A 12365-nucleotide genomic window follows, 5' to 3' on the forward strand; every position below is an offset into this window, starting at 1 on the left:
AGGACGGCACGCGCGATGAAAGCCGCCAGCGCGCCGTTCGCGTGCTCAACCCACGCGCACACCGTTCGCGTACTGGATGCTTCGCATCACTACGTTGAGCGCGCGCCCGAGCGGCATGCCCACGAGCACGCCCCACAAGGCGAACGACAGCGCCGAAAAGCCGTCGGTCGCCGCCCACGGCTGCCCCGACTCGACGGCATAATGCATGAAGGACTCCGCAGCAAATGTCAGGACGATCATGGCGAGCAGGCTAGGATCGCCAGGCAGGCGCACTCGCAATCCGAAAGGCCCCACGCACGCGTTGTGTTCGTGACGGCGCATGACGACTACGCGGTCGAAGCGTTCGACCGCAACGCCGCCGACTATCTGCTCAAGCCCTTGACCGACGCGCGTCTCTTGCGCTGCATTGCGCGCCTGCAGCGAGAGGAGCAGGCGAGCGGTGCGGCAAGCGCCTCCGCGCCCATGCTCATGCCGATGCCGCGCGACACGGCGCCGGTGCGCTGGCTGACCGTGAGTGCCGGCGACACCACCCGGCTCGTCTCCATCGAGGACGTGCTGTACTTCCAGGCCGCTGACAAGTACACCGAAGTTGTCACGGCAACGGCGCGGCACGTGATCCGCACGCCGCTCAAGGAGCTTCTGCCACGGCTCGATGCGGAGTCGTTTGCCCAGGTTCACCGCAGCGTGATCGTGGCGTACGCCGCCGTCGACCGCGTGGAGCGCGATCTCATGGGACGCCTGAAGATCCACCTGCGCGACGAGGCCGCGGTGCTGCCCGTGAGCCGTGCCTATGCCGGGCAGTTCAGGCAGATGTAATACGAAGGTAAGCCCGCGAAGTTGCTCTGGAAAGCACCCTAGAACTCGACGTCGAGTTCGTCGATATCTTCGGTCTCCGACCGTGCCGCCGCGATCCACTCGGCGACGAAGGGCGGCTTGAGCACGCGCATGCAGTAGTCGGCGATGTCGCGGTCGAGCTTCACGTCGTAGGTCAGAAGACGCGTGACGACGGGCGCATACATGGCGTCGGCCGCGCAGATCTCGCCAAAGAGCCAGGGGCCGCCGTAAGCGGCAAAGCATTCGCGCCAGATCGTCACGATGCGCTCGATGTCGTTCTGTGCCCGCGACCACACGCGAAAGTCGGGGAAGTGGCCGCGCAGGTTCATCGGCAAGGCCGAGCGCAATGCGCTAAAGCCCGAATGCATCTCGCCGCAGATCGAGCGGCAATGCGCGCGCGCCTTGCGCCTAGCCGGCAGCAAACCGGCGTCCGGACATGCTTCGTTCAGATACTCGCAGATCGCGAGCGTGTCCCAGATCTTGATGCCGTCGTGCTGCAGGCAGGGCACCAGTATCGAAGGCGAGAGCAGCAGCAATTCCGCGCGCGCCGCGGGATCGTCCACGGGCACGGTCACCGTCTCGAACGGCAGCCCCGCCAGCTTCGCCAGCAGCCAGCCCCGCATCGACCACGACGAATAATTCCGGCTGCTGATCGTCAAGGTCGTTTCCGTCTGACTCATGCGCGTCTCCGCGTGGCGATGTCTTCAAGAGGTGTCGTCGGGGTGCGCCGCGCACCGCGAACGGCAAGCCATGCACCAACTTGCGACGCGGCGCCGACCGCCCGGCCCTGCGAGTCTCGTTCGAGAGGCCGCGCCGCCGCCTTTGCAGGCGGTTCGGTGCAAGCGTCGTGCCAGTCGCCGGCGCTGCGCTGGCTCACGTATTGCTTGCCCGTGCCTGTCCCCGCTGCGGCCTTTGCCCGGTCTGCGTCCCATGAACCTGCTCGCCTACCCGCTCTATCAGGCTTTCGCCGATCTTGGCGCCCCGTGGCGCGCCGGCGCCTCGGCGGTGCGCGCCGCCCTCGCCGCGTGGCCCGAGGCCGCCGCAGGTCTCGGCCTCGATGCGCGGCACCTGGACGCGTGCTGCGAACTCGTCGAGATGATGGGCCTCACGCATACGCGGCCGCCTTTCGGCATCGGCACGGTCGATGTGAACGGCGAGCCCGTGGCCATTCATGAGGAGTACGTGAAACGCACGCCGTTCGGCTCGCTGCTGCACTTTCGCAAAGACAGCGCCGTGCCGCAGCCTCGCGTGCTGATCGTCGCGCCGATGTCGGGGCACTTCGCCACCCTCCTGCGCGGCACGGTGCGCACGATGCTCGCCGACCACGACGTCTATATCACCGACTGGCACAATCCGCGCGACGTGCCGCTTGCGGCCGGCCGCTTCGGCTTCGACGAATATGTCGAGCACGTCATCGCGTTCATTCGCCGCATCGGGCCGGACGCTCATCTGGTTGCGATCTGCCAGCCCACGGTGGCGGCGCTCGCGGCTGTTTCGCTGATGGCCGCCGACAACGATCCATCGCAGCCCGCCAGCATGACGCTGATGGCCGGCCCCATCGACTGCCGCGTGAATCCCACGCGCGTGAACGATCTTGCGAACAGCAAGCCCATCGAGTGGTTCGAGCGCAATCTCATCAGCGTCGTGCCGGGCGGCTTCGCCGGCGCGCAGCGGCGCGTCTACCCGGGCTTCGTGCAGCTCACCGCGTTCATGTCGATGAATCTGGAGCGGCATGCGGCCTCGTTCGCCGATCTGCACCGCGAACGCGCGAAGGGCGACCCGGCCAGGGCCGACGCCATCCGTATGTTCTACGAAGAATATTTCGCCACCACCGACCTCACCGCCGAGTTCTACCTCGAAACCGTGAGCTCGGTATTCCAGCAATACGCGCTGCCGCTCGGCAGGCTGAAGGTGGGCGAGCGCCTCGTCGAGCCGCATGCGATCCGCCACACGGCACTCCTCACGATCGAAGGCGAGAAGGACGACATCTGCGCCGTGGGGCAGACGGTGGCCGCCCAGGAACTCTGTTCGGCGCTGCGTCCGTACATGAAGACACATCACGTACAGACCGGCGTGGGACATTACGGCGTGTTCAACGGCCGCAAATGGGAATCGCAGATCTATCCCATGGTGCGCGCGACGATCCACGACCACGAGCCGCGGGTGCGCCGCTTCGCCTCGGCTTCGCAAGCCGGGGCGCACGGCGAGCAAAGCAGCCTGCGCGAACTCATCGACGCTGAAGCCAGGACCGCCGCCATCATCGCGAAGGCGGCGCAGACCTGAAGCGGCGCCCGGTGTGGCGGCTGGTGTAGTGCCCTATGTCAAACGTTCGCGGTGCGCCACGGCGTAGGCGCGGGGACCGCGCAGGGCGCTTCGACGTCGATCGACTCGAAGTTCGCGGGGCTCACGATTTCCAGGTACTCCATATCAGGCGAGTAATCGAAGAGGTAATGCGCGATGCCGGGCGCCTGATGCACGCAATCGCCGGCCTCGACGAGCGTTTCCTGCTCGCCGTACATGAAGCGCGCCCAGCCCTTGAGCATGATGACGATATGGAAGTCGGCCTCGTGCCGGTGCCAGCCGGTGCCCTGCTCGGGCGGCTGATTCGCGCGCACGAGCTGCGCGACGACCTTGCCGTGCGTCGCCGCCGCGATACCCAGATCGCGGTAGACGAAGAAGTCACGCAGGCCGCCGCTCTCGAATGCGGTGTCCTGCGGCTTGACGTGCGAAAAGCGAGTGGCGAATTCCGTGGCCATGGCCGGGCTCCCATTCAGAATGGCGGCCTGAAAACAAGCATTTCCCGTTCCATCGCCTCGAATCGCTGCATAGCCGCGCACACACGAGCGCTTCGGCTTTGCGTGGCATAATCGGCGCACCCGAGCGCGCCACGCTGCACCGCGCCGCGCTTCGCCTGCACCTGAACCGCGCCTTCGTGGCGCACGCCCGCGCCGCATGCTACGCATCCGCCTACAGAAACTCGGCAGCCTGCTCGGATTGCTTGCAATCCTGCTGAGCACGCTCGCGCCGACCGTTTCGCAGACGCTGGCCGCCCATCATCGTCTGGGCAACGCGCTCGCCACTTACTGCACGGCCGAAGCCGGCGCGGGCGCTACGCAGGACAACGGGCAGCATGCGCCCGCGCAGCACTGGCAGGCTTGCCCGTATTGCGGCCTGCTCGCGCATGTGCCCGTGCTCCCCGGCGTGTCCGTGCCGTTTGCCGTCTCGCTCGCCGTCGCACGCGCGACGGTTGCGCCGTCGAAGCCCGAAGTCCGGGCTGTGGCCACCCATACCACCGCGCAACCGCGCGCGCCGCCCGCCTTTTCCTGATCCGGTCCACCCGGTAACGAATCGAATAACCGAACGCCGCGCCGCACCCGCAGCCGCGGCTGGCCGTCATGCGCGCGCGCATGACTTCGGAAATACACATCAGGAAAAATCACATGCATACGCACTTCAGGCGGCATATCGCGCCTGCGCGTGCCGCCCTGCTCGCCTCGGCCGCAGTCCTGTGCGCGGCCGGCCCGACGGCCGCGCACGCGCACGCCGTGGTCGGCGACCGCGTCTTTCCGGCCACGCTCACCGTGGACGACCCCGGCGTGGGCGACGAATTCGACACGCAGTTCGGCCATATCAAGTCGCCCGACGACGACGGCGACAACATGAACGCCAACACCGTCTCCTACGAGTGGGACAAGCTCATCACGAAGAATCTCGACCTGATCGTGCAGAGCGACTATGTGAGCCAGAACGCGCCAGGCGGCAATTCGGCCAAGGGCTGGGACGACGTGACGGTGGGCGCGAAATACCTCGTCTATGCGAACGCCCGGCACGAGTTCATGGCGTCGGTCGGGCTGCTCGCCACCATTGGCGGCACGGGCGCGAAGTCGGTCGCCGACCCGTATTCCACCTTCTCGCCTACGGTCTACTTCGGCAAAGGCTTTGGCGACCTGCCCGCCTCGCTAGGCTACCTGAGACCGTTCGCCGTGACGGCCCAGATCGGGCCCAACCTGACGACCGCGACCTCGGCGGAAGGGCCGAATTCGTTCGGCTGGGCGTTCACCCTGCAATACAGCATTCCTTACCTGCAGCAGGAGGTGAAGGATCTTGGGTTGCCGCAGCCGTTCAGCAACCTGTACCTTGTTGTCGAAGCGCCGATGGCCACCTGCACGGCGGGGGCATGTTCGGGGCAGACGACCGGGACCATCAACCCGGGCTTCCTGTGGCTCAACCGCTACGGGCAGCTCGGCGTCGAAGCGGAGATTCCGGTCAACCGCCTGACCGGCAATCACGTCGGCGTGCTGCTCGACGCCCACCTGTATTTCGACGACAGCTTCCCGAATTCGCTGGGCAAACCCCTCTTCTGATCGAAGGAGACTATCTGTGAACTGCACACCGCCGCGCGCGCCACCGTTGCCGCGCTTTTCGTCGCCGCCTGCCAGCTTGCGTACGCGCATGCCTATCCGAAGCACCAGGAGCCTTCCGCGGGCGCCACCGTGCCGACCACGCAAAAGGACGTGGCCATTGAATTCGACGACGCGCTCGAGCCCGCGTTCAGCTCGATCGCCGTTACCGATGCTCAGGGCAAGTCCGTCACGAGTGGCAAATCCGCAGTCGACGCTTCGGACAACAAACACATGTCGGTGGGCCTCGATGCGCTGACGCCGGGCGTCTATACGGTCGCGTGGGTGGCCGTCGCCGCGGACGGGCATCGCACGCAGGGCCATTACTCGTTCACGGTGAAATAAGGCCGGTAATCCGGCCAGCGGCGGCCGCGCGCCGCCGCCTCGCTTTCAGATGCGCTCCGCGTAGACCGATCGCTCGATCGGCAGGCAGACGAGCGTACGGCCCGTTGGCGCGATGTAGCGCCGCGCAAGCTCGGCCGGCTCCGGGGCATCGATCGCGCGCCAGCCGTAAGACGCGAGCAACGAGGCCAGTTCTACCGGATCGACACCGTACCGCCAGATGCCGTGCTTCGCCACGAAACGACGAAAGAACACGTCCTGGCCTTCCAGCGGCACCCTCTCCAGAAAATCCCGGCGCACGTAGGCAGCGCCAGGCGACTGCCGGGCGCCGCCTTCGCGAGGAACTCGCAAGAGCGAGACGGCGAGGGGGTCGGAACGATCCGCTCGCGTGGCGCGAATGCTGCTCCAGCGCCATCGGTCCCACACCGGTCTGGGCGGCTTCGCGGGTCACGGCCGGCCTAATTGCTCAGGTATCCAGATGATTCGGCGCACTCCGGCGCCCCTGCACGCTGACTACCGAGTCGAACAACGCCTCGGCGCGCGCGAGCTCGTCCAGCGCGTGGTCGAGGCGCGACTGTGCGGCTCCACGAGCCATCGATGAGACGTCGAATTCGGCCTCGCCGCGAACGGCGCGAAAGGCCGTCTCCACATTGCGGGTCGCTTCAACGAAGCGTTGCGCGGCCTCGGCTTCTCGTGAACGGGTGATGATCGCCATGGAAGAGTTCCATCGTCAGTTGCGTCCAGTCGGTTACGCGCGCAACGCTGCGTGCCCGTGAACGTGCGCCCCCGTGCCGGGCTGCGACGAGCGGCTCGAGCGGAGACATATCGAAGAGATCGCGCGTGAAGCCGCGCGCTTGCTGCGTGGCCGGCTGGCTGCGCATGCGCTTCGTGAGGTCGGCATAGGCCTCGAAATCGCCGTTGCGCACGGCCTCGTGAATCGACGCGAGATCGCGCGCCTTGACGAGCGTGGGCTGCGTGAGGCGCACGAAGTACGGTGCCTCGAGCTCGACACCCAGCGCAACAGGATACGGTTTGCCCGCCGCCGCAGGCTCTCCCGCGCGCTCCATGCGATCGACCACGACGGTGGCTTGCGACACGCACGGCGCCTTGCCGGTGCTCACGCTGCGCAACCGTTCAGGACAGACGCCGAGGCTGCTGCCGATGCTCAGTTCGGTGGGCGAGGCGCACACCAGTGCGTAATGGTGATCGCGCGCACGCCCCGAAGGCCACGTCGTGCGGCTTGCCACGAACACATGCATGGGTAGTTGCCGCACCTGCCCGCCCGCATCGACCCAGGCATTCCATACCAGCGCGTCTTCGCGCTTGCGCGGCACGTGGCGCGGCCGGCCTGCCGAAGGTGAAAAGAGCGCGAGCAGCGAGCCCGTGCGCAGCGCCGCGACCTGCGCGCTGTTGCCGAGCGACTGGCTGATGCCCCACAGGAACCGCCCGCCGCCCAGCCTGCGCTCCCACTCCTTGCGCAGCATGAGCGTAGCGAGATCTTCCCCGGTCTCCGATCCGGATCGGGACCAGCAAAAGGTGGGCGGTAGGTGTTTCAGTGCCATCGACTTCCTCGGAATACATCGGCCCGGCCAGTTCGCCGAGCAATTCAATAACCGTTACTGTATAGGTATAATGCATGACATGGAAGCCCCAGACAAACATTTTCCCGTGCAGGAGCTATTGAAACGGCTGTCGGCGGATACTCGCTCTGCCAGCGAAATAGCGCGGCTTTCGGGGGTTAGCCAGCCTACCGTTTCGCGGCTTCGGTCGTCGAACGGGCGCCGGCTGCGCCGGAGCGCGTCATTCAATAAGCTATGCAGTTTCTACGGCGTCAAACCGCCGCCCGCCGGGCGGCACGACGCTGCCTATAACGACTTGCTGCGCAACGCCATCGTCGAAGCGTGGGACGGATCCGAAGAGCACGGTCGCGCGCTGCTCGTCGTGATCAACGGATTGAAGGAGATGAGCGGACGGACGCGGTAGATGACCCGCGGTAGGTGACCGATAGACAGCCGCAGCAGGTAGCAGCACCCGGCGGCCCGGAAGGAAAAGCAGGGATAACGACCGCACAGGTCGCCAGGTGGACGAGGGCGAAGCCTCGAAAGGTCACCGGTTATGGGAAATCGGCCCCGGAAAGGGGCCGATTCATCAGAGAAATTCCGTCGGAAACGCGTTGCGCGGCCCTCGGAAAGCCGCGCCGTGCGCCGCGTTCCGGCCCGCAAGGTCGCCAGATCCCAAATCCGGTTACCTTGCGCCTCTCGCGCCTCGCTTCGGTGCTACCTCAGGCCGTCGCGCGGGCGCGCTGCAGCACGGGCAGCAGATCGGACGGCTCGGGGCGGTGCGTGTAGTCCGGGTTGACCTCCGAATAGAGAATCACGCCGTCCTGGCCGATCACGTAGCGCGCCGGCATCGGCAAAGTCCAGCTCGGGTCGCCGTTCACGGTCGGCAGATCGTTGCCGAGCTTCTGGTAGAGCGCCACCAGATAGTCCGGCAGTGCGAAACGCAGCCCGAACGCCAGAGCGACTTCGTTGTGAGCGTCCGAGAGAATCGGAAAGCCCAGCTCGTTCTGCCGCACCGATTTGCGGCTGTTCACCGGATTCTGTGGCGAGATGGCGACAAGGCTCGCGCCCAGCGCTTCGATCTGCGGCAGCGTCTCCTGCAGCGCCTGTAGTTCCATATTGCAGTAGGGACACCACACACCGCGATAAAACGTGATGACGAGCGGCCCCTTCGCGAGCAGATCGGCCGACGAGACCTCCTCGCCGTTCGGGTCGCGCAGCGTGAAGGCCGGAGCGTGGTCGCCCGCCTTCAGCGCTCGCGAGGCCTGGCCGGAAGCAATGAGTTCGTCGGTGGCGCGCTCCATGATCGGGTGAATTTCGGGTGGGGCGTTGTACGGTGGTTTGCCCGCGCGGAAGTCGGCCTTGAAAGCGTCGAGTCTGGCTTGCAGCGACATGTTCGTGCTCCTTTGGTGTGCGAATTTGAGATCCCGCTTCGCCCGCAGCGAACGGACCGAAGCGACGGCCTCATCTTCGGCGTCCCGCATCCCGGCCGGTAGCAGGGCACGGCTCATAGGAGCTATTCCTCTTCGACATGGCGGCCCCGGCCAATGCCGCCGGAAGTCCGTGCTAGATTTTCCGCATCCCCCATTTGAGTCCGGAAACAGCATGGATCGTTTGGCCGCCATGGAAACGTTCGTCAGCGTGATCGAGACCGGCTCGTTCTCGTCGGCGGCTCGCCGCCTGGGCGTTGGGCAGCCCGCCGTTTCGAAGTCGATCGCCCTGCTTGAGGAGCGGCTTGGCGTGCGGCTGCTGCTGCGCTCGACCCGCGGGCTCACGCCCACCGACGCGGGCCAGCGCCTCTACGAGCACGCCAGAACCGCCATCGACGCCGCCGACGAAGCCGAACTCGCGGCCCGTCGTGGCGCAGGAGCGAGCCTTTCGGGAACGGTGCGCATCTGCGCGGCCGTCACGTTCGCGCGGCTCCATCTCATCCCGGCGCTCGAAGGCTTTCTGGCGCTGTACCCCGAAGTCGATCTCGACGTGGTGCTGGACGATCGCAACATCGATCTCGTCGAAGAGGGCATCGACGTCGCGCTGCGCATGGGCACGCTCGACGATTCGACCATGACGGCCCGCAAGCTCGGCGAAGGGCCGCGTCTCGTGGTGGGCACGCCCGCCTACTTTGCGAGGGTGGGAGCGCCCCGCACGCCCACGGATCTCGCGCAGCACCGCGCGGTGATCTACAACCAGCGCGGCGGCGGCCGGTCGTGGACATTCAGGCGCGGCAGCACGGAAGTGTCGGTTGCCGTGAAGGGACGCCTTACCGTGAGCGCCGCCGAAGGTGTGCGGGCGGCCGTGCTGGCCGGATCGGGCGTCGCCATTGCCTCCAGATGGATGTTCCTGAACGAGCTTCGCAGCGGCGAAGTCGTCGCCGTGCTCGACGACTGGTCGTTGCCGCCGGTCGCGCTCTGGGCCGTCTTCCCGACCGGACGCATGGTCAGTGCACGCACGCGCGCGCTCGTGAGCTATATCGAAGAGACACTCGGCCCGGTACTGAACTTGACGGGCGCCGCCGCAGCGCGTGAAGCCTGATCGGCACGGAAGGTGCTGGCGTACATGGCACGACAGGCGGCTTGTATTCGGCGTTCAAGGCCTCAGTTGTGACACAGGCGCTCAGCGGCGCCACGCTTTTGCTGGACGTTGCGGCGGTCAACCAGTTGTCGGGCGAACGCGTTCATCATAGGGTCGCCATTCGCGATCGAGGGCCGGAAAGCGGTGCGCACGTTTATTGATCGGAGGATTCGATCGAGCCCGCCGCACTTTCCGGCGTCGAAAATCGCCTGGAAGCCGGTGCGGTTCTGTCGGCGTTGCAATCCGACCCTATGTGAATGCGAAACTGTGCGTTACACACGACGATTCAGGTTGCCTCGCATGGCGTAACGCACTACCATACGCGATCTTTCTGCATTGCACGAAAATTCAGGCCGCCTTACGCCCTGTGCGTCTGGCGTTCGCCCGGCGGAACCGGCATTCGCCCCCGCCCACTCCCCTGCAATTTCGTCTTCGCCAGGACGCAACGCCGCTGGCGCGTGACTCTTTTTGCCCTTGTCAGGCCCCCTCTTCAAGGAGAACGTATTGACAAGCCATGACCGGGACGACGTGCTGGCCTCGTCTGCCCGCCCTGCCCGCCGCGCCTCGAAAGAGAAGGCCGGCGATACGACTCAGTTGGACACAAGCTCGCAACTCGAAAAGCGTCAGCACCAGATGCGGGCGCTGATCAAGCTCGGCCGCGAACGCGGCTATTTGACGCACGCCGACATCAACGACCATCTGCCCGATAACTTCGCGCAGACGGCCGCACTCGAAACGATCGTTGCCACGTTCAACGACATGGGCGTGCAAGTCTACGAGCAGGCGCCCGACGCTGAAACGCTGCTGCTCAACGACGAAGCGCGCGCGGACACGCAAAGCGACGACGAGGCGGACGAGGAAGTCGAAGTCGCGCTCTCGACCGTCGATTCGGAATTCGGCCGCACGACCGACCCCGTGCGCATGTATATGCGGGAAATGGGCTCGAGCGAACTGCTCACGCGCGCCGGCGAAATCGAAGTCGCGAAGCGCATCGAAGACGGTCTGCAGGAAATGATTCAGGCGATCGCGGCGTGCCCGTCGATCGTCGCGACGATCCTCGCGGACGCCGACCGCATCGCCGCAGAAGAGATGCGCATCGACGAACTCGTCGACGGCATCGGCAGCGACGAGCCGGCAGCCGAAGCCGAAATGGCCGACGCCGAAGAAAACGTCGAGATCGAAGCCCAGGCCGACGACGCCGAAGAAGGCGACGGTTCCGACGAAGAGGACGGCGAGGACGCCGCAAGCAAGGCCAATGAAGCGCAACTCGCGCAGCTGAAGGCGAACAGCCTCGCAATCTTCGCGCGCGTGCGCGCCCTCTTCGACCAGATGTCGTGCACGACCGATTCGGAAGCGCGTGCATCGGCCGCCGAGATGAAGATCTGCGAAGAGATCCAGCGCGAACTCGCGCCGATCCGTTTCACGGCACGGACCATCGACCGCCTCTGCCAGCTGCTGCAGGCTCAGGTGGCGCAAATCCGCGCGATCGAGCGCAACGTGCTGAATATCGTGGTGGATCGCTGCGGCATGCCGCGCGAGACCTTTGTCGAGCAGTTCCCGAGCCACGAGACCGACCTCGACTGGACCACGCGCATAGCTGCGAAGTCGAGCAAGTATGGTCCCGCGATGGAACGCAGCCTGCCGGCCATCCAGTCCGAACAGCGCAAGCTCGCCGAGATCGAAGCCGCCGCCTCGCTCTCGCTCCAGCAGATCAAGGCCATCAACCGCCGCATGACCGCCGCCGAAGCGAAGATGCGCCAGGCGAAGGGCGAGATGGTGAAGGCCAACCTGCGTCTCGTGATCTCGATCGCGAAGAAGTACGTGAACCGCGGCATGCAATTCCTCGACCTCATCCAGGAAGGCAACATCGGCCTGATGAAGGCGGTGGACAAGTTCGAATATCGTCGCGGCTGGAAGTTCTCGACGTACGCCACGTGGTGGGTGCGCCAGGCCGTGACGCGTGCGCTGGCCGACCAGGCACGCACGATCCGCGTGCCGGTGCACATGATCGAGACGATCAACAAGCTGAACCGCATCTCGCGCGAGATCCTGCAGCAAACGGGCATGGAAGCGCATCCGGCGGATCTGGCTGCGCGCATGGGCATGACCGAAGAGAAGGTGCGCGGCATCCTGAAGATCGCGAAGCAGCCGGTCTCGCTGGAAAGCCCGGTGGGCGACGACGGCGATGCGACGCTTGGCGACATGATCGAGGACGCCGGTTCGGCTTCGCCGGCCGATGCCGCGATCCACGCGAACATGCGCGCTGCGATCGACGAAGCGCTGAAGGCTTTGTCGCCGCGCGAGGCGAAGGTGCTGCGCATGCGCTACGGCATCGACACGACGTCGGATCACACGCTCGAAGAAGTGGGCAAGCAGTTCGACGTGACGCGCGAGCGTATCCGCCAGATCGAAAGCAAGGCGATGCGCAAGCTCATGCACCCGAGCCGGGCCGACAAGCTGCGGCCGTTCCTGGAGCGTTGAGCGGTTTTCGTTGTGCTGATTGAAGTTATTTGTGGAAAGGCCCGTCACGGTTGTGACGGGCCTTTTTGTTTGAACGTCGGGTTTGCGACGGATCGTGCGAATTACCCGAGGACGGGCCGGAAGAAACTACGCTCATAGCTCAGCTCAGGACGCAACGGGTCTCTTCTGCATATCTGAA

13 protein-coding genes and 2 pseudogenes are annotated in these 12365 nt (G+C 65.6%); 8 read left to right on the forward strand and 7 right to left on the reverse strand.

Translation table 11 applies throughout. The features are described 5' to 3' along the window. Positions 1-45 precede the first annotated feature (45 nt). A pseudogene (locus BAC01S_RS34835) lies at positions 46-273 on the reverse strand (hypothetical protein); the annotation flags it as partial. A gap of 15 nt (positions 274-288) precedes the next feature. On the opposite strand from BAC01S_RS34835, the pseudogene BAC01S_RS24260 reads away from it, so the two are divergent. After that, a pseudogene (locus BAC01S_RS24260) lies at positions 289-816 on the forward strand (LytR/AlgR family response regulator transcription factor); the annotation flags it as partial. A gap of 38 nt (positions 817-854) precedes the next feature. Here the strand turns inward: BAC01S_RS24260 and BAC01S_RS24265 are convergent. Further along, complete coding sequence (locus tag BAC01S_RS24265; protein WP_027797092.1) at positions 855-1514, reverse strand: glutathione S-transferase family protein; 660 nt, start codon at positions 1512-1514, stop codon at positions 855-857. Positions 1515-1764: 250 nt separating this feature from the next. On the opposite strand from BAC01S_RS24265, the gene BAC01S_RS24270 reads away from it, so the two are divergent. Further along, the gene (locus tag BAC01S_RS24270; RefSeq protein WP_027797093.1) at positions 1765-3117 is read left to right on the forward strand and encodes a polyhydroxyalkanoate depolymerase; all 1353 of its coding nucleotides are present in this window, start codon (positions 1765-1767) and stop codon (positions 3115-3117) included. Between the two features lie 38 nt (positions 3118-3155). On the opposite strand, the gene BAC01S_RS24275 is transcribed toward BAC01S_RS24270, so the two are convergent. Then, a complete protein-coding gene (locus tag BAC01S_RS24275) occupies positions 3156-3590 on the reverse strand; it encodes a cupin domain-containing protein (RefSeq protein ID WP_027797094.1) in 435 nt (144 codons plus the stop codon). A 196-nt stretch (positions 3591-3786) separates the two neighbouring features. On the opposite strand from BAC01S_RS24275, the gene BAC01S_RS24280 reads away from it, so the two are divergent. From BAC01S_RS24280 to BAC01S_RS24290, 3 genes are all read left to right on the forward strand, one after another. Next, positions 3787-4161: a DUF2946 domain-containing protein gene (locus BAC01S_RS24280; protein ID WP_027797095.1), complete on the forward strand. Its 375-nt coding sequence runs from the start codon at positions 3787-3789 to the stop codon at positions 4159-4161. A gap of 113 nt (positions 4162-4274) precedes the next feature. Next, entirely contained in the window at positions 4275-5198 is a 924-nt protein-coding gene (locus BAC01S_RS24285) for a transporter (RefSeq protein WP_027797096.1), read from the forward strand. Positions 5199-5219: 21 nt separating this feature from the next. After that, positions 5220-5579, forward strand: coding sequence for a copper resistance CopC family protein (locus BAC01S_RS24290; RefSeq protein WP_043203505.1), 360 nt, complete (start codon positions 5220-5222; stop codon positions 5577-5579). A gap of 45 nt (positions 5580-5624) precedes the next feature. Here the strand turns inward: BAC01S_RS24290 and BAC01S_RS32460 are convergent, their stop codons facing one another. The 3 genes from BAC01S_RS32460 to BAC01S_RS32465 form a co-directional block, all read right to left on the reverse strand. Further along, entirely contained in the window at positions 5625-5876 is a 252-nt protein-coding gene (locus tag BAC01S_RS32460; protein WP_156954528.1) for a hypothetical protein, read from the reverse strand. A 166-nt stretch (positions 5877-6042) separates the two neighbouring features. Next, a complete protein-coding gene (locus BAC01S_RS24300; RefSeq protein ID WP_027797099.1) occupies positions 6043-6291 on the reverse strand; it encodes a hypothetical protein in 249 nt (82 codons plus the stop codon). Continuing rightward, entirely contained in the window at positions 6239-7138 is a 900-nt protein-coding gene (locus BAC01S_RS32465; protein ID WP_245616668.1) for a hypothetical protein, read from the reverse strand. The genes BAC01S_RS24300 and BAC01S_RS32465 overlap by 53 nt, the downstream gene beginning before the upstream one ends. Before the next feature lie 79 nt (positions 7139-7217). On the opposite strand from BAC01S_RS32465, the gene BAC01S_RS24310 reads away from it, so the two are divergent. Continuing rightward, the gene (locus BAC01S_RS24310; protein ID WP_027797100.1) at positions 7218-7559 is read left to right on the forward strand and encodes a helix-turn-helix domain-containing protein; all 342 of its coding nucleotides are present in this window, start codon (positions 7218-7220) and stop codon (positions 7557-7559) included. A 298-nt stretch (positions 7560-7857) separates the two neighbouring features. On the opposite strand, the gene BAC01S_RS24315 is transcribed toward BAC01S_RS24310, so the two are convergent. Then, entirely contained in the window at positions 7858-8529 is a 672-nt protein-coding gene (locus BAC01S_RS24315; protein WP_027797101.1) for a peroxiredoxin-like family protein, read from the reverse strand. A gap of 211 nt (positions 8530-8740) precedes the next feature. Here BAC01S_RS24315 and BAC01S_RS32470 point away from each other — a divergent pair, with 211 nt between their 5' ends. Then, positions 8741-9667, forward strand: coding sequence for a LysR family transcriptional regulator (locus tag BAC01S_RS32470; protein WP_043203508.1), 927 nt, complete (start codon positions 8741-8743; stop codon positions 9665-9667). Positions 9668-10210: 543 nt separating this feature from the next. Continuing rightward, on the forward strand, positions 10211-12187 hold the full coding sequence (rpoD, locus tag BAC01S_RS24325; protein WP_027797102.1) for an RNA polymerase sigma factor RpoD: 1977 nt from the start codon (positions 10211-10213) through the stop codon (positions 12185-12187). Positions 12188-12365: the final 178 nt, after the last annotated feature.

Source organism: Paraburkholderia acidipaludis NBRC 101816 (assembly GCF_000684975.1).
GTDB lineage: Bacteria > Pseudomonadota > Gammaproteobacteria > Burkholderiales > Burkholderiaceae > Paraburkholderia > Paraburkholderia acidipaludis.